We start from the raw sequence: 17,795 nt of genomic DNA on the forward strand, positions 1-17,795 counted from the left end.
ATTAGTCAAACTCCAGTTCCACCTGCTCCGAACCAATGAGGCCACGGAGATCGTTTAATAAACGATCGCTCGGAGAGACACGCCACGTCGCGCCAAAACGCAACCGCGCACGTGCATCCGCCCTCTGATAGTAGAGATGTACTGGAATTGTCCCAGAGCGGTGGGGTTCCAGAGACTGACGGAGTCGGTTTAAAAGCTGGTCATCAATTTGCCTGTCCGTCAGCGAGATAGCAAGCCCGCGAGCATATTTTTCCCGGGCTTCGTCAATATCCATCACTTCGCGAGCGGTCATTTTAAGCCCACCGCTGAAGTCATCAAAGCTGACCTGTCCGCTGACGATAAGTATGCGGTCTTTTTCCAGCAATTGCTGGTATTTATCCAGGGCGTCAGTAAACAACATGACTTCCAGGCGCCCGGAACGGTCATCCAGCGTGCAGATACCGATACGATTGCCGCGCTTGGTGACCATAACCCGCGCGGCAATAACGAGCCCCGCAGCCGTGGTGACTTTACCACGTTCTGTCGGGTGCATGTCTTTCAGCCTTACGCCTCCGACATAACGCTCAATCTCTTTTAAATACTGGTTGATAGGGTGTCCCGTCAGGTACAGACCTAACGTTTCACGTTCCCCATCTAACACCACCTGCTCCGGCCACGGTTGGCAGCTGGCGTAGGATTGTTCAATTTGCTCAGGCTCTTCCGCCAGTACGCCAAACATATCGGCCTGGCCGATGGCTTCTGCTTTCGCGTGTTGATCTGCCGCTTTTAACGCATCGCCCAGCGAGTTCATCAGCGCCGCACGGTGTGGCCCCAGACGGTCAAACGCCCCGGACATGATCAGTTTTTCCAGCACCCGCCGGTTCAACTTTTTCGTGTCGGTACGGGCGCAGAGATCAAACAGCTCGCGGAAGTAGCCGCCTTTGTTACGGGCTTCGATGATGGCCTCAATCGGACCTTCACCGACCCCTTTGATCGCGCCAATACCATACACGATTTCGCCGTCGTCGTTGACGTGGAAATGGTAAAGACCGGAGTTTATATCTGGTGGCAGGATTTTCAGCCCCATCCGCCAGCACTCATCCACCAGGCCAACCACCTTCTCGGTGTTGTCCATATCGGCGGTCATTACCGCCGCCATAAACTCCGCCGGATAATGCGCCTTCAGCCATAACGTTTGATATGACACCAAAGCATAGGCTGCGGAGTGCGATTTGTTAAATCCGTAACCAGCGAATTTCTCCACCAGGTCGAAGATTTTCATCGCCAGTTCGGCGTTGATTCCGTTCTTTTCTGCACCTTCAGCAAATACAGAACGCTGCTTAGCCATCTCTTCCGGCTTTTTCTTACCCATCGCACGGCGCAGCATATCCGCGCCACCGAGGGTATAACCAGAAAGCACCTGCGCAATCTGCATGACCTGTTCCTGATACAGGATGATGCCGTAGGTTGGCTCCAGTACCGGTTTCAGGCTTTCATGCTGCCACTGTACGTCCGGATAGGAGATTTCTTCGCGACCATGTTTACGGTCGATAAAGTTATCCACCATCCCTGATTGCAACGGGCCGGGGCGGAACAGTGCCACCAGTGCGATCATATCTTCGAAGCAGTCAGGTTGCAGACGCTTGATCAGGTCCTTCATGCCGCGCGATTCAAGCTGGAATACCGCCGTGGTTTCCGAGCGTTGCAGCATGTCGAAGCTTTTCTTGTCATCCAGCGGGATCGCGGCGATATCCAGCGGCGGCTCGCCATTCTTCGCCCGCCGCTTGTTGATCATCTCCAGCGCCCAGTTGATGATGGTGAGCGTACGCAAACCGAGGAAGTCGAACTTCACCAGCCCGGCGTATTCAACGTCGCTTTTATCAAACTGGGTGACCGGATGTTTGCCCTCTTCATCGCAATAAAGCGGCGCAAAATCAGTAATTTTGGTCGGCGCGATAACCACCCCACCGGCGTGTTTACCAGCGTTACGGGTGACCCCTTCCAGCTTGCGCGCCATGTCGATGAGCGCCTTAACTTCTTCATCCGCTTCGTAGATTTCTGGCAGTTGCGGTTCAGCTTCAAACGCTTTCGCCAGCGTCATCCCCGGATCGGGCGGGATCAGTTTCGAGATACGATCGACAAAGCCATATGGATGCCCTAGCACGCGACCTACGTCGCGGATCACCGCTTTTGCCGCCATCGTACCGAAGGTGATAATCTGCGATACCGCATCACGACCATACATGTCCGCCACGTGTTCGATAACCTGGTCGCGTTTCTCCATACAGAAGTCAACGTCAAAGTCAGGCATGGAGACACGTTCCGGGTTAAGGAAACGTTCGAACAGCAGGTCAAATTCCAGTGGATCGAGGTCGGTGATTTTCAGCGCATAAGCCACCAGAGAACCCGCACCGGAGCCACGGCCTGGCCCTACCGGTACGCCGTTATCTTTCGACCACTGGATAAATTCCATAACGATGAGGAAGTAGCCCGGGAAGCCCATCTGGTTGATAACCTGAAGTTCAGTATCCAGACGTTCGTCATATTCCGGGCGACGCTTAAGACGCTCTTCCTCGTCAGGGAATAAAAATGCCAGACGCTCTTCCAGCCCTTCTTTTGCGCGCTTGACCAGATAATCTTCGGTGCTCATGTCCCCGGTCGGGAACTGTGGCAGGAAGTATTCACCAAGACGCACAGTTACGTTACAGCGTTTGGCGATCTCAACGGTGTTGGCAAGGGCTTCGGGGATGTCGGCAAACAGCTCGCACATCTCCTCTTCGCTACGCATATATTGCTGCGGCGAATAGTTACGCGGGCGTTTAGGATCATCCAGGGTAAAGCCGTCGTGGATAGCGACGCGGATTTCATGCGCGTCAAAGTCGCTGCTGTCGATAAAGCGAACGTCGTTGGTCGCCACGACGGGCAAACCGCGCGCTTCCGCCAGTTCTACCGCCGCGTGCAGATAGCTTTCTTCGTCCGGCCTGCCGGTGCGGATCAGTTCGAGAAAATAGCGATCCGGGAAGTGTTTTTCATAAAACGCAACGCACTCATCTACCAGCGTGCTGTTACCACGCAAAAGGCTGCGTCCGACATCGCCCATGCGCCCACCGGAAAGAAGGATCAACCCTTCGTTTAATTCGATAAGCCAGTCGCGATCGATGATCGGCCCGGCGGCACCGTACCCGCGCTGATACGCTTTTGAGATCAGCAACGTCAGATTCTGATAGCCGGTATTGTTCGCCGCCAGTACCGTCAGGTGGGTTAACTCATCACCCAGCAGGTCGCACTGGACATTAAAATCTGCCCCGACGATGGGCTTAATCCCCGCGCCATGTCCCGCTCCGTAGAACTTCACCAGACCGCAAAGGTTGGTGAAATCGGTGATCGCCAGAGCAGGCATACCCAACGCCGCCGCCTTTTTTACCAGCGGCGCGGTTTTTGCCAGGCCATCGATCATCGAGTAGTCGCTGTGCACCCGCAGGTGAACGAAACGTGGTTCAGACATCTTCAGATTCCGGTTTACTTAATCTCGACACAAGAATCAGGACGCAAGTCCCAGTGCGCGTTTGACAGGGCCAAAGCTGCGCCGATGGTGTTCGGTCGCGCCGTGTTCAGCCAGTTTTTCAAGATGAAAAGCTGTTGGATACCCTTTGTGTTGGGCAAAGCCATATTGTGGATAAACGATGTCCAGCGCCGCCATTTCAGCGTCACGCGTGACTTTCGCCAGAATAGACGCCGCACTGATTTCCGGCACGCGGCTGTCGCCTTTAACTACAGCCATCGACGGCATCGGTAATTTCGGACAGCGGTTGCCATCAATCAACACATATTCCGGGACGATATGCAGCCCCGCAACCGCACGCTGCATCGCCAGCATGGTCGCGTGTAGAATATTCAGTTCGTCGATTTCATGAGGTTCAGCGCGACCCAGACTCCAGCTTAACGCTTTCTCTTTAATCTCTTCATACAACGCCAGACGGCGTTTTTCGCTCAGCTTTTTGGAATCATTCAGCCCGACAATCGGGCGCGCCGGGTCGAGGATTACGGCAGCGGTGACAACCGCGCCAACCAACGGCCCACGTCCGACTTCATCCACACCCGCAACGAGCTGCGTGTGCGGATAAACAAATTCGATCATTGTGCTAACTCCAGAACGGCTTGTGCCGCCTGCTCATCGGCATTGCAGCGGATCTGCTGATGCAGTTCGCGGAAGGTGTCGTGCATCGCGTGGCTGGTTTTCCCGTTCGCCAACAGCGGTAACAACGCCTCTGCCAGTTTTTGCGGCTCACACTCTTCCTGCAATAACTCTTTGACTAACTCTCTGCCCGCCAGCAAATTGGGTAGAGAGACATAATCAGTTTTCACCAGTCGCTTCGCCAGCCAGAAGGTGAAAGGCTTCATGCGATATCCCACCACCATCGGGCATTTTGCCAGCATACACTCCAGTGCTGCCGTACCCGACGCCAGTAGCGCCGCATCGCTTGCCACCATCGCCTCACGCCCCAATCCATCTAAGAGATGAACAGCAAGGTCTGGCGCAACTTCAGCTTTGATGCGTTCAAACTGCTCGCGGCGTTTGGCATTCACCAGCGGCACCACAATCTCAAGATCGGGATATGTTTGGCGCAAAAGCTGAGCCGTTTTCAGGAAATCGGCACTAAGCATCTCAACTTCCGCGCCACGACTGCCAGGCAGCAACGCCAGGCAGTGGGCATCGTGGGGGATCCCCAACACATCACGGGCGGCGTTTTTATCTGGATCTAACGGCATGGCATCAGCCATGGTGTGACCGATAAAACGACACGGCACGTTGTATTTGTCATAAAACGCTTTTTCGAAAGGCAGAAATGCGAGCACCAGATCGGTGGCTCTGCCTATTTTGAAAACGCGTTTCTGTCGCCACGCCCACACGGACGGACTGACGTAATGAATGGTTTTGATACCCTGCTTTTTGAGGTTACCTTCGAGGGTAATGTTGAAATCAGGCGCATCAATGCCGACAAAAACATCTGGCTTCAGTTCACCAAAACGCTTTGTCAAATCGGCACGAATATGCAGTAAGCGACGCAGACGACCGAGCACTTCAACAATGCCCATCACCGCCAATTCTTCCATTTCGTACCAGGCTTCGCAGCCTTCAGCCTGCATTCGTGGCCCGGCAACACCAACAAAGCGGGCGTTGGGCACACGTTCTTTCAGAGCGCAGATTAAACCGGCTCCCAGGATATCGCCGGAGGTTTCTCCGGCGACCAGGGCAATCGTTAATGGACGCTGTTTAGTCATTAACGAATCAGACCGCGCGTTGAGCGTGCAAAGAAATCGGTAAACGCTTTCACTTCCGGATATGTTTCCGCCAGTTCAGCAATTTCCGGTTTCACTTCATCGAGCGTTTTACCGCTGCGATAAATCAGCTTATACGCATTGCGGATAGCAGTAATCGCCTCACGGCTAAAACCGCGACGCTTCAGCCCTTCGATATTGACACCGAACGGCGTTGCGTGGTTACCCTGCGCAATGACATAAGGAGGGACGTCCTGCGCCACACCGGAGCAACCGCCAACCATCACGTGCGCACCAATGATGCAGAACTGATGGACTGCAGTCATGCCGCCGATGATCGCGAAGTCATCTACCGATACGTGCCCCGCCAGCGTTGCGTTGTTGGCGAGAATACAGCGGTTACCTACCGTACAATCGTGCGCAATGTGCGCATTGATCATCAGTAAGTTGTCGCTGCCCACCTTCGTCAATCCACCGCCCTGGACTGTGCCACGATGAATGGTGACGCTTTCGCGAATGCGGTTACGATCGCCGATTTCCACACGGGTCGGTTCACCAGCATATTTCAGATCCTGGTTAACTTCGCCGATGGAGGCGAACTGATAAATCTCATTGTCGCGACCAATTTTAGTATGGCCATTCACGACAACGTGAGATTTCAGTACGGTCCCCTCACCAATTTCAACATGGGGTCCAACGATACAAAAAGGACCAATGTGAACGTTGGCACCAATCGACGCGCCCTCTTCCACAATGGCGGTTGGATGCACAAAGGCGGATTTATCAATCACGTATCAGGCCTCCCGGCTACGAGCACACATCATCGTTGCTTCGCAAACTACTTTACCGTCGACCAGAGCAACCCCTTTAAAGCGGGTCAGGCCACGGCGCGTTTTTTCGAAAGTGACTTCCATGATCATTTGATCGCCTGGCACGACCGGGCGCTTAAAGCGCGCTTCGTCAATACCAGCGAAGTAGTACAGCTCACCCGGTTCCAGTTTTCCTACGCTTTTAAACGCCAGAATACCTGTTGCCTGTGCCATTGCTTCCAGAATCAGCACACCCGGGAAAATCGGTTTTCCAGGGAAATGGCCCTGGAAGAATGGCTCATTGACAGAGACATTTTTTACTGCGCGCAGAAAACGACCTTCTTCAAAATCCAGCACGCGATCCACCAATAAGAACGGGAAACGGTGCGGCAGAAGTTCTAAAATCTCTTCAATCTGCAGAGTATGAGTGTTAGTAGTCAAGATACTCTTCCTGTCAAAATATAAGAAACGACAATAATAACACGGCCTGCCGCAATCGTAAGAATGAGACAGGCCGTAAAGTTTGGCGAACAAAAGATGGAACGTTAGTCTTGTTGATTAACCTTGCGCTCAAGCGATTTCAGACGCTTGCTCATATCATCAATGTTCATCACCAGTGCAGCGGTTTTGCGCCAGACTTTGTTGGGTTGCAGCGGAATGCCTGAGGAATAGACGCCAGGTTCAGTGATGGGACGCATCACCATCCCCATGCCCGTAACCGTCACTTTATCGCATATTTCCATATGCCCGTTGATTACGCTGGCACCGCCGATCATGCAGTAACGACCAATTTTCAGGCTGCCCGCCATAATGACGCCACCGGCAACCGCCGTATTGTCGCCAATCACGACGTTATGTGCAATCTGGCACTGGTTATCAATGATCACGCCATTGCCGATAATGGTGTCATCCAGCGCACCGCGATCGATGGTAGTACAGGCGCCGATCTCCACGCGATCGCCAATAATCACGCGACCAATCTGAGGGATCTTCACCCAGTTACCACGATCGTTGGCATAGCCAAAGCCGTCCGCACCTACCACCGTTCCGGATTGAATCAGGCAATTCTGACCGATCAGGATCTCGTGGTAAATGGTTACGTTCGCCCAAAGGCGCGAACCTGCGCCGATTTTGCTATTTTTACCAACGAAGCAACCGGCACCGATAATCACGTTATCGCCCAGCTCAACGCCGGACTCAATCACCGCGTTAGCACCAATTGAGACGTTGTTACCCAGCTTCGCCGTTGCATCGATCACTGCACTGGGTGCAATGTTCTGCGCGGGCTGTGGCGTGGTATCTAAAATTTGCGCCATGCGCGCGTAAGTCAGGTAGGGATTCTTCACTACCAGCGCGGCACTTTTCGCGAAAGGAAGATCGTCCTGGGTCATGACAACCGCAGACGCCTGGCACAAGCCTAAATGCTCACGGTATTTTGGGTTAACCATGAACGTGATGTGACCTGTTTGTGCAGATTGCATGGACGCAACGCCGGTGATGACGATATCGCCATCACCGTGTAGTTCTGCATCCAACTGCTGCGCTAAATCAGCCAGTCGAATTGAAGGCATTACTTATTTAACCTGTTTCAGTACGTCGGCAGTGATGTCTTTTACATCGCTGCTGTTGTAAGCAACGGCGTTTGCATCAACAACCAGGTCGATATCCTGGCTGTTGGCAACGGATTTCACAGCAGTCTGGATACGAGTAACCAGTTTGCCGCGTTCTTCGTTGGAACGACGTGCGCGATCTTGTTCAAAAGCCTGCGCTTTCTGAGCAAAAGTCTGGCGCTGAGCCATCACGTCTTTTTCCAGCTTAGTACGATCACTACCGGCTTTCATAGACTGCAGCTTTTTCATTTTAGCTTGCAGGTCGGTTTCCATACGCTGCAGTTCGCTGGCGCGGCCTTTGAACTCATTTTCCAGCGTGTTAGAAACACCGGTTTTCTGTGCTACCTGCTGGAACAGGCTGCCCATATTGACGATTGCAATTTTGTCAGCCGCCTGAGCAGAAGTTGCCAGTGCTAAACCGAGACCTGCAGCTAATAACCACTTTTTCACAATAAACTCCTTACCATCCCATTTGCACCGGAGGGTGCAGTTCTTTGCGTGGCCCGGCGATCTTATATTGATCGCCTAAAGTCATCGCTACACTACCACTACATTCCTTTGTGGAGAACACTTACCAAGTTTTACCAATGTTAAACTGGAACTGTTCTGCCTTGTCTCCATCGTACTTTTTGAACGGCTGGGCGTAGGAGAACACCAACGGCCCCAATGGGGACATCCATTGTAATGCGATACCCGCAGACATACGGATATTGCTTGGATCACTATAGTCCGGATATCCAGAATATTGGCTGGAATCCCAGTTTGTATCCCAAACGGTGCCCATATCCCAGAAGAAGGAAGTACGAACAGAGTTAGCATACTTGTCGCTAATGAACGGCGTCGGGGTGATGAGTTCGAGGCTGGCAACTGCCATGGCGTTACCGCCTACAGCATCATCCGATTTACACAGGTCTTTCGCGCCGTCCTGAGTCGCACATTCGTAATCATAGTCTGGGTCATAATTACTGGCCTGATGCGGGAAGTAAACCGCTTTTGGACCGATGGTGTTGGACTGGAAGCCACGCACGGTGCTGGAACCACCGGCATAGAAGTTCTCGTAGAACGGCATCTCTTTGCCGCCTAAACCATCACCATAACCCCAGCGGGTACGACCCAGAACAACCCATTTGTGATCGTCGTCGATCGGTACATAGGTCGCCGTGTCTAACGTCACTTTGTAGTATTCGTTATCCGATCCCGGAATGGTCACTTTACCGGTCAGGTTGACACGTGAACCATCTGTCGGGAAATAACCACGGTCAAGCTTGTTATAGGTCCAACCATAGTTGAACGTGAAGTCGTCCGTTTTGAAGCTGTTATCCTGATCAGAGGTGCTCGGATGTTCACCCATAGAGTACAGATAACGCCACATCGCAACCTGCGGCTGCATGTTGGACAGGGAGTTATGTACATAACCCAGACCTGCTCGCAGCGAGTTGTATTCGTTGATCGGGAAGCCCAACGTCACGTCTGTACCATAACTCTTGTTGGTATAGTCGGACAGGTCGGCGTCATCTGCCTGGAAGTCATTATAGAAGAGACGACCACCGAGGCTTACGCCATCTACGGTGAAGTACGGGTTGGTTACCGACAATTCAGCATAGGTCTGGTAATCGTTTTTGGTTCCGTTGATACCAACGGCATAACCCGTACCTAACCAGTTATCCTGTTGCACGCCAGCCTGGAAGCTCACGCCACTTTCAGTACCGTAACCAATACCGAAGTTGAAGCTACCGGTGTTACGTTCTTTCACCTTGTAGACTACATCAACCTGGTCCGGGCTACCCGGAACACGTTGGGTATCGGTATCGACCGTTTCAAAGAAGCCCAGACGATTCAGACGCTCCTTACCCTGATCGACCAGATCGCTACCCAGCCATGCACCTTCCATCTGACGCATTTCGCGACGCAGGACGGCATCTTTCGAGGTATCGTTACCTTCAAAACGGATCTTACGCACATAGAAACGGTTACCCGCATCAACGTTCACACGTAATTTAACGGTTTTGTCAGCATCGTTAATTTCAGGCATCGACTGTACGCGCGGATAGGCATAACCATAGCGACCGAGAAGCTTTTTAATGTCATCTTCCATTTTGGTCACTTTGGTGCCGTTATACAGCTCGCCCGGCTCGATCTTAGTTAGCTGCTCAATTTCAGCGGAGTGCCCGGCAAGGTTACCGCTCACTTCAACCCCAGAAAGCTTGTACTGATCGCCTTCGGTGATGTTCACCGTGACGTAAATACCTTTTTTATCTGGCGTCAGACTGACCTGGGTCGAGTCGATGTTGAAACGGGCATAACCGCGATCCAGATAATAGCTGCGCAGGGTTTCAAGGTCGCCCGCCAGTTTCTGTTTCTGGTATTTACGATCGCCTACCACGTTCCACCACGGTACTTCGTCACGCAGTTGGAAATGAGAGATCAGTTCGTCGGTGGTGAAAGCATGGTTACCAACAATGTTAATTTGCTGGATTTCAGCTGACACACCTTCCTGGAACACCAGTTTTAGGTCAACACGGTTGCGCGGCAGCGGGGTCACGACAGCTTTAACGCTGGCGCTATATTTACCGACGCTATAGTAGAAGTCTTCCAGACCTTTTTCGATATCAGCAATGGTGGTGCGATCAAGAGATTCGCCCACACGCACGCCAGAAGCCTCGAGGTTTTGCTTCAGCATGTCATCTTTCACCGATTTGTTACCGGAGAAAGTGATGCTGGCAATGGTCGGACGTTCTTTTACCTGAACCAGAAGGGTATCACCATCACGAAGGACACGAACATCCTCAAAGTTGCCGGTAGCAAACAGAGCGCGAATGGTATTACTGATATCTTCATCATTAACCGTGTCGCCTGTGCGCACCGGCATACTGAGGAGGGCCGCACCAACGGCGACACGCTGAAGGCCTTCGAAATGAATATCTTTCACTACGAACCCTTCAGCACCGTATACGGTGGCGCTGCTAAACAGCAGCGACGCTATGAGCAACTTTTTCATCGCCATCGTTATTATGCGTTCTTCCTAACTAACTCTCATAACCGAGAGAAATCATTGAAAAGTGCAAGCCCCATTAACAGCACCAGCAGAATCGAGCCAATGCGATAACAAAAGTCTTGAACCCGCTCGGATACCGGTCCGCCCTTGATCTTTTCGATCGCAAGGAACAGCAGATGCCCCCCGTCAAGTACGGGCAACGGAAACAGGTTAATTATCCCTAAGTTCACGCTAATAAGCGCAAGAAACGGTAGATAATAAACAACCCCGAGTTCCGCTGTCATCCCAGCCCCCTTGGCGATAGAGATCGGCCCACTGAGGTTGTTCAGTTTCACATCACCGGTGATCAATTTTCCCAGCATACTGACCGTCAGCTTCATCAACTGCCACGTTTTGTCCGTAGCTTCGACGATGGCGTTGAACGGCCCATACTGGCGTACAACTTTATACTCATCTGGCAGAGGAATGACTTTCGGCTCAATACCGACAAAACCAATCGCCTTACCATTACCCGGTTTACTCTCCGGGATTAATGTCAAAGACAAGGGACTCCCCTGCCTTTCGATTTCCAACGCTAAGGATTTACCCGGATTATCCCGGACAAGCAACACAAAGGTCACCCATTGCGTTAATGGCTGACCATCGACTTTAACGATCCTGTCGCCTGCTTGCAAACCCGCCTTGTTTGCCGCCGAATTTGGCTGCACATTTTCCACTACAGGTTCAATTTGCGGCCCACGGGGACGAATCCCCAAAGAAGATACTGGATCTTCTTTATCAGGCTCAAACGCCCACTGACGTAAATCGAGCTTTACATCCCGCCGTTGGTCGCTACCAAATGGCGCTACCGTAATGGTGGTGCTTTCATCACCTATTTTATCGACCAACTGCAAACGCACGGCATCCCAATCAGGCGTTTCGATACCATCTACGGCTTTTAGTTCCGTTCCTGGTGCAATTTGTGCTTGCGCAGCTATCGAATTGGCTGCTATTTCGCCAACCACCGGACGTACACCAGGCACACCAATGATAAAAACCAGCCAGTAAGCAAAGATAGCAAAAATGAAGTTTGCAACCGGACCTGCGGCAATGATCGCCGCACGTTGGCCAACAGATTTATTATTGAAGGCATGGTGGCGAAGCTCCGGAACAACCGGTTCAGCACGCTCATCCAGCATTTTGACATAACCGCCCAAAGGGATCAGGGCGATGACATATTCGGTGCCTAGCTTATCAGTTCGGCGCCAGAGCGCCTTACCAAAACCTATAGAGAAACGCTCAACGCGAACACCGCAACGCCGGGCAACCCAGAAATGACCAAATTCATGCACGGTGATGAGTACACCCAATGCAACGATGAACGAAGCCAAATCCCAGAGAAAACTCAGCATAATACCTTCCGTTAAAGCGTCCTGAATACCAGCAACAGCAGGCAAGCAAAGACCGGTACAGCAGCCGTCAGGCTATCAATACGATCCAAAATACCGCCATGTCCTGGAATTAAATGACCGCTGTCCTTAATTCCTGCTTCACGCTTAAACATGCTCTCGGTCAGATCGCCGAGCACTGAAGCTAACGCTGCGACAATAGAGCAAATGAGTAAGGTGACGGGTGCAACGTCCAGATTCGCCCACATGCCATAACCCCATGAGATTACCGCTGCGGTCGCGAGTCCGCCAATAAAGCCTTGCCAGGTTTTACCCGGAGAAACCTTCGGTGCCAGCTTATGTTTGCCAAACAATTTGCCAAACATATATGCGCCAGAGTCAGCGCCCCAGACCAGGATCATGACATAGAGCAACCATATCGCGCCACTGTAATGATTCTCGTCATAGTGCCAGGCCCGTAACGCCAGCATGCCCCAAAAGAAGGGAACAATGGTTAGCACGCCAAAGATAATGCGCAATGTTTTGGATTTACGCCATATTGTCGCGGAACCGGGATAGAATAACACCAGCAATAGCGCGGCAACCCACCAGCCAAGCGAAGCCCAAAGTGAGACCTCAACCAGTGGTTGATGGATATTTCGGTGATATTCCGGCAACAGAAAAAGCATCAGCGCCAACAATAACCCGCACAGCACCGCCAGCCATACCCGCTGCGAGCGAGAGGTAAAACCGCTAAGCTGTCCCCATTCCCACGCTGCCAGCATACAGACTACCAGCGTAACAATAGCGAACCCTACCGGCGGCAATAAAAACAGCGCCGCGATGACGACAGGTATTAAAACAAAAGCAGATATCAGGCGATACTTCAGCAAAAGCGACCCCCATCAGGCTGTTTCATCACCGGGCTCGGTGCCGCCGAAACGACGCTCTCGATTAGCAAAGGCATTTAGTGCCCCTTCAAAGTCTTGTTCATCGAAATCGGGCCAGAGAACATCTGTAAAGTAAAGTTCGGCATAGGCAATTTGCCAAAGCAAAAAGTTACTAATGCGATGCTCCCCCCCAGTCCTAATTACTAAATCTACAGGGGCCAGTTCATGCATACAGACATGCTGGTTTAGCATCTCTTCATCTATCTGATCTGGTTGCAGGTTTCCTTGCTGCACCTTTTCAGCCAGTTGCCTGACACCCTGGACTATATCCCAACGTCCACCGTAGTTCGCCGCAATATTCAACGTCAGACCGGTATTCCCGGCAGTTAACGCTTCAGATTTACGAATACGCTCTTGCAAACGCGAGTTAAAACGACTGGTATCGCCAATAATACGCAGACGCACGTTATGTCGGTGCAGGCTTTTTACTTCGCTATCAAGCGCCCACACAAACAGTTCCATTAACGCACTGACTTCCTGCGCTGGTCGGTTCCAGTTTTCACTACTAAAGGCATACAGCGTTAACGCCTCAATACCGTTGTTGGCCGCAAAAGAGACCGCCCGGCGAACCGATTTAGCCCCGGCTTTATGCCCAAAGGCACGAATCTTCCCTTGCTTTTTTGCCCAGCGCCCGTTGCCATCCATAATGATCGCGACATGGCGACAGCCATGAACTGGCAATTTTTCGCTAAGTGGTTGAGTAGCAGACAACATCACGCGTTTCTTATTCCCTGACAGGGTTTACGGTACTCAGGAATACTGAAGCCTATACAAAAAAAAGCCGTGTAAAACCACGGCATACCTGATCTTAGAAAGCCAACTACTTACGATCAGATGGCGCAGACTATATCACTGAAGCCCTACGCTAACAAATAGCACGACTCTCTGTAGCCGGATTATCCTCAGCTTGCGAGACGCATCACCTCTTTTCTGGCGACGTCACGCGCACAGGCATCGACAGACAACACATCGTCCACGCATTGTGGTTCGCGCATATCCATTTTTTCCAGAACGGATAAATTCAATGCGGCGATATCCGTAAAGCGGATTTGTTGCGCAAGAAACGCAGCAACGGTGATTTCGTTTGCGGCATTCAATGCAGTCGTCGCAGCCTGGCCTTGTTCGAAAGCATCCATCGCCAGTTTCAGGCATGGATAGCGATCATAATCCGGTGCGGCAAATGTCAAAGCACTCAGTTTGCAAAAGTCGAGCGCCTTCACACCAGAGTTCACGCGATTCGGCCATGCCATGGTGTGGGCAATTGGCGTACGCATATCAGGTTCTCCCAGTTGCGCCAGAACGCTGCCGTCCTGATAACGCACCATTGAGTGAATCACTGACTGCGGGTGAATCAGCACTTCCATCTGGCTGGCACTGGCGTTAAACAACCAACGCGCTTCAATGTATTCCAGACCTTTGTTCATCATGGTAGCCGAATCGACAGAAATTTTACGTCCCATCGACCAGTTCGGATGACGGCAGGCTTGATCGGGCGTCATTGTTGCCAAATCGTGCAATGGCGTCTCACGGAAAGGGCCACCAGACCCGGTAAGTAAAATGGACACCACGCCATTTTGCTCAAGGTCAGCGTATCCCAGATTGTGCTGGATAGGTTGCGGTAAACTCTGAAAAATGGCGTTATGTTCGCTATCGACCGGTAATAACTGCGCTTTACTCTGCTTTACGGCGTCCATAAACAGACGTCCACAGGTGACCAGTGATTCTTTGTTGGCCAGCAGTATGGTTTTACCCGCGCGGATAGCAGCAAGCGTAGGTAACAGGCCTGCAGCACCGACAATCGCCGCCATCACCTGATCAACATCTTCAAGCGCCGCCATATCGCAGGCAGCCTGCTGACCGCTTAAGACTTCAGTGCAACTACCCTGTTGTTGTAGCGTCGTTTTAAGAAGTTTCGCACTCGCTTCATCGTCCATTACGGCATAGCGGGGAGAGAATTCCAGGCACTGTTCTACCATGCGAGTGACATTTTTGCCTGCCACCAGCGCAACTACGCGGAAGTGTTCGGGATTATGGCGCACCACGTCCAGCGTGCTGCAACCAATCGAGCCGGTCGAGCCCAGAATGGTGAGTTGCTTCATGAAACATCCAGAGTTGAGACAGAATAAAAAGCAAAACGCCGCCAGCCGATCCGCAAGGATCTACTGAGCGGCGTTTTTTGTCGTTCAAGAAATCAGAACTGCATCAGTTCTGCTTCTTTGTCTGCCAGCGCCGCTTCAATTTTCTTGATTGCAGCATCAGTCAGTTTCTGTACATCGTCCTGAGAACGGCGATCGTCGTCTTCGCTGATCTCTTTATCTTTCAACAGTGCTTTCACTTTGTCGTTCGCATCACGACGCACGTTACGTACTGCAACACGCGCCTGTTCAGCTTCACCACGAACGATTTTAGTCAGATCTTTACGACGTTCTTCCGTCAGCGGCGGCAGCGGAACGCGGATGTCGCTACCTGCAGAGTTCGGGTTCAGGCCGAGATCGGACGCCATAATCGCTTTTTCAACGGCCGGAGACATTGAACGATCAAACACGTTGATTTTCAGAGTGCGGGAATCTTCTACCGTTACGCTTGCCAGCTGACGCAGCGGCGTCGGCGTGCCGTAATATTCCACGACAATGCCATCCAGCAGGCTGGGAGAAGCACGACCCGTGCGTATTTTGCTGATTTGGGTTTTGAACGCTTCGACGCATTTGTCCATGCGTACTTCAGCATCTTTTCTGATATCGCTAATCACGTTACGAATCCTTGAAAACTTGTCTCAGTCAGACCAGACAGTCACACACAGTGGAAGTGTGCTAAGTATAGCCCTGATTAAACATATTACGGGTAATCGTCTGGATTATTAGGCTATTTTATTTGCCATTTTGACCCCGGGCAGTGCTCGCTATCCTCACGTACTTATGTACGCTCCGGTTGCTGCGCGCTGGCCGTGACCAAACTGCCTGCAACAATAACGCCTTATAACCAGACTTACGCCCCCGCGATACTTATGCGGAATCTTACCCTTATTTATCCATCACGGGAATTATTCCGTGATTAAAGTCCCTTCTTTTTCACCCATTACCACACGGCGCAGCGCACCCGGTTTGTTCATGTTGAAAACACGAATCGGTAATTTGTGGTCACGAGCCAGCGTAAAGGCCGCCAGATCCATTACTTTCAGCTCTTTTTCCAGCACTTCACTGTAGGTCAGCTGCTCGTACATAGTTGCAGTTGGATCTTTCGCCGGGTCAGCGGTAAACACACCGTCAACTTTGGTTGCTTTCAGCACCACATCGGCTTCAATTTCGATACCACGCAGACAAGCTGCGGAGTCAGTGGTAAAGAATGGATTACCAGTACCGGCGGAGAGGATCACCACACGGTTGTTGCGCAACAGACTGATAGCTTCTGCCCAGCTGTAGCTGTCGCATACGCCATTCAATGGAATAGCGGACATCAGACGAGCGTTCACATAGGCGCGGTGCAGTGCATCACGCATTGCCAGACCGTTCATTACGGTAGCCAGCATCCCCATGTGGTCGCCCACAACGCGGTTCATACCCGCTTTCGCCAGACCAGCGCCACGGAACAGGTTACCCCCACCAATCACCACACCAACCTGAATACCCAGTTCAACCAGTTCTTTGATTTCCTGAGCCATGCGATCCAGTATGCTTGCATCAATACCGAAGCCTTCAGTGCCCTGCAGAGCTTCGCCACTCAACTTAAGCAGAATGCGTTTATAGACGGGTTTTGCATTGGTAGCCATGTTTCTTTCCTGAGACTGTCAACGATTGAAATGAATTAATACTAGCGACATTGTACGTCGCTTTTCAGCGCAGCCCCATAAGGGTTAGCTGAATTTACAAGATGGGCGCAAAAAGAAGCCGCCCTCAGGCGGCTCCTTTTCGATAATTAAGACTGCTTGGACATCGCAGCAACTTCTGCTGCAAAGTCAGTCTCAACTTTCTCGATACCTTCACCCACTTCGAAGCGGATGAAGCCAGTCACTTCAGCGTTATGCTCTTTCAGCAGCTGACCAACAGTTTTTGCCGGTTCCATAACGAACGGCTGACCGGTCAGAGAAACTTCGCCGGTGAATTTCTTCATGCGGCCTTCAACCATTTTCTCTGCGATTTCTTTCGGCTTACCAGACTGCATCGCGATATCCAGCTGTACCTGGTATTCTTTCTCTACCACTTCAGCAGATACGTCTTCCGGCTTGATGAATTCCGGCTTGCTTGCAGCAACGTGCATAGCGATGTGTTTAACCAGCTCTTCGTCAGCGCCTTTAGCAGCAACCAGAACGCCGATACGCGCACCGTGCTGATAAGAACCCAGAACGTCGCCTTCCAGCGCAGCAACGCGGCGAATGTTGATGTTTTCACCAATTTTCGCTACCAGCGCAACGCGTTCTTCTTCGAACTGTGCTTTCAGAACTTCAACGTCAGTGATTTTGCCAGCAACAGCTGCGTCCAGAACTTTGTCTGCGAACGCCTGGAAACCAGCGTCTTTTGCTACGAAGTCAGTCTGGCAGTTAACTTCCAGAATGATGCCGTAGTTGCCGTCGATTTTGGTTTTGATCACGCCATCAGCAGCAACGTTGCCTGCTTTTTTCGCTGCTTTGATAGCACCGGACTTACGCATGTTTTCGATTGCCAGCTCGATGTCGCCGTTAGCTTCAGTCAGTGCTTTTTTGCAATCCATCATGCCTGCGCCAGTACGCTCACGCAGCTCTTTTACCAGGGATGCGGTAATTTCAGCCATTCTAAAATCCTCGGAGATGTGATCTGCCCGGAATTAAACCG

Annotated in this window: 15 protein-coding genes; all 15 read right to left on the minus strand. The window is 51.7% G+C overall.

Features of this window, described 5'->3' with window-relative positions; translation table 11 throughout:
• Position 1: 1 nt before the first annotated feature.
• Entirely contained in the window at positions 2–3,484 is a 3,483-nt protein-coding gene (dnaE, locus tag LG381_RS00090; RefSeq protein WP_225761884.1) for a DNA polymerase III subunit alpha, read from the minus strand.
• 36 nt (positions 3,485–3,520) lie between these two features.
• Complete coding sequence (gene rnhB / locus LG381_RS00095; protein ID WP_000569438.1) at positions 3,521–4,117, minus strand: ribonuclease HII; 597 nt, start codon at positions 4,115–4,117, stop codon at positions 3,521–3,523.
• Entirely contained in the window at positions 4,114–5,262 is a 1,149-nt protein-coding gene (gene lpxB, locus LG381_RS00100; RefSeq protein WP_225761885.1) for a lipid-A-disaccharide synthase, read from the minus strand. The genes rnhB and lpxB overlap by 4 nt, the downstream gene beginning before the upstream one ends.
• A complete protein-coding gene (gene lpxA, locus LG381_RS00105) occupies positions 5,262–6,050 on the minus strand; it encodes an acyl-ACP--UDP-N-acetylglucosamine O-acyltransferase (protein WP_000565979.1) in 789 nt (262 codons plus the stop codon). The genes lpxB and lpxA overlap by 1 nt, the downstream gene beginning before the upstream one ends.
• Positions 6,051–6,053: 3 nt before the next feature.
• Positions 6,054–6,509 (minus strand): 3-hydroxyacyl-ACP dehydratase FabZ, encoded by a 456-nt coding sequence (gene fabZ / locus LG381_RS00110; RefSeq protein ID WP_000210739.1) that lies wholly within the window; start codon positions 6,507–6,509, stop codon positions 6,054–6,056.
• A gap of 104 nt (positions 6,510–6,613) precedes the next feature.
• Complete coding sequence (gene lpxD, locus LG381_RS00115; protein WP_203053432.1) at positions 6,614–7,639, minus strand: UDP-3-O-(3-hydroxymyristoyl)glucosamine N-acyltransferase; 1,026 nt, start codon at positions 7,637–7,639, stop codon at positions 6,614–6,616.
• Between the two features lie 3 nt (positions 7,640–7,642).
• Positions 7,643–8,128, minus strand: a complete 486-nt coding sequence (gene skp, locus LG381_RS00120; RefSeq protein ID WP_000758956.1) for a molecular chaperone Skp — start codon at positions 8,126–8,128, stop codon at positions 7,643–7,645.
• 121 nt (positions 8,129–8,249) lie between these two features.
• Positions 8,250–10,682, minus strand: a complete 2,433-nt coding sequence (gene bamA / locus LG381_RS00125) for an outer membrane protein assembly factor BamA (protein ID WP_001240898.1) — start codon at positions 10,680–10,682, stop codon at positions 8,250–8,252.
• A gap of 29 nt (positions 10,683–10,711) precedes the next feature.
• Positions 10,712–12,064 (minus strand): sigma E protease regulator RseP, encoded by a 1,353-nt coding sequence (rseP, locus tag LG381_RS00130; protein ID WP_000948224.1) that lies wholly within the window; start codon positions 12,062–12,064, stop codon positions 10,712–10,714.
• 11 nt (positions 12,065–12,075) lie between these two features.
• Complete coding sequence (gene cdsA, locus LG381_RS00135) at positions 12,076–12,933, minus strand: phosphatidate cytidylyltransferase (RefSeq protein WP_032224486.1); 858 nt, start codon at positions 12,931–12,933, stop codon at positions 12,076–12,078.
• Between the two features lie 12 nt (positions 12,934–12,945).
• Positions 12,946–13,704 (minus strand): (2E,6E)-farnesyl-diphosphate-specific ditrans,polycis-undecaprenyl-diphosphate synthase, encoded by a 759-nt coding sequence (gene ispU, locus LG381_RS00140; RefSeq protein WP_001517776.1) that lies wholly within the window; start codon positions 13,702–13,704, stop codon positions 12,946–12,948.
• 188 nt (positions 13,705–13,892) lie between these two features.
• On the minus strand, positions 13,893–15,089 hold the full coding sequence (gene ispC / locus LG381_RS00145) for a 1-deoxy-D-xylulose-5-phosphate reductoisomerase (RefSeq protein WP_000811945.1): 1,197 nt from the start codon (positions 15,087–15,089) through the stop codon (positions 13,893–13,895).
• A gap of 92 nt (positions 15,090–15,181) precedes the next feature.
• Positions 15,182–15,739: a ribosome recycling factor gene (gene frr / locus LG381_RS00150; protein WP_000622418.1), complete on the minus strand. Its 558-nt coding sequence runs from the start codon at positions 15,737–15,739 to the stop codon at positions 15,182–15,184.
• 291 nt (positions 15,740–16,030) lie between these two features.
• The gene (pyrH, locus tag LG381_RS00155) at positions 16,031–16,756 is read right to left on the minus strand and encodes a UMP kinase (RefSeq protein WP_000224573.1); all 726 of its coding nucleotides are present in this window, start codon (positions 16,754–16,756) and stop codon (positions 16,031–16,033) included.
• 146 nt (positions 16,757–16,902) lie between these two features.
• Entirely contained in the window at positions 16,903–17,754 is an 852-nt protein-coding gene (gene tsf, locus LG381_RS00160; protein WP_000818112.1) for a translation elongation factor Ts, read from the minus strand.
• Positions 17,755–17,795 lie beyond the last annotated feature (41 nt).

It is taken from the genome of Escherichia sp. Marseille-Q3837 (genome assembly GCF_916618735.1).
Lineage (GTDB): Bacteria > Pseudomonadota > Gammaproteobacteria > Enterobacterales > Enterobacteriaceae > Escherichia > Escherichia ruysiae.

Bases quoted from the DNA above. Each gene is read 5' to 3' on its own strand.
- dnaE (WP_225761884.1), bottom strand. From the start codon at position 3,484: ATGTCTGAACCACGTTTCGTTCACCTGCGGGTGCACAGCGACTACTCG.
- rnhB (WP_000569438.1), bottom strand. From the start codon at position 4,117: ATGATCGAATTTGTTTATCCGCACACGCAGCTCGTTGCGGGTGTGGAT.
- lpxB (WP_225761885.1), bottom strand. From the start codon at position 5,262: ATGACTAAACAGCGTCCATTAACGATTGCCCTGGTCGCCGGAGAAACC.
- lpxD (WP_203053432.1), bottom strand. From the start codon at position 7,639: ATGCCTTCAATTCGACTGGCTGATTTAGCGCAGCAGTTGGATGCAGAA.
- bamA (WP_001240898.1), bottom strand. From the start codon at position 10,682: ATGGCGATGAAAAAGTTGCTCATAGCGTCGCTGCTGTTTAGCAGCGCC.
- rseP (WP_000948224.1), bottom strand. From the start codon at position 12,064: ATGCTGAGTTTTCTCTGGGATTTGGCTTCGTTCATCGTTGCATTGGGT.
- ispU (WP_001517776.1), bottom strand. From the start codon at position 13,704: ATGTTGTCTGCTACTCAACCACTTAGCGAAAAATTGCCAGTTCATGGC.
- ispC (WP_000811945.1), bottom strand. From the start codon at position 15,089: ATGAAGCAACTCACCATTCTGGGCTCGACCGGCTCGATTGGTTGCAGC.
- pyrH (WP_000224573.1), bottom strand. From the start codon at position 16,756: ATGGCTACCAATGCAAAACCCGTCTATAAACGCATTCTGCTTAAGTTG.
- tsf (WP_000818112.1), bottom strand. From the start codon at position 17,754: ATGGCTGAAATTACCGCATCCCTGGTAAAAGAGCTGCGTGAGCGTACT.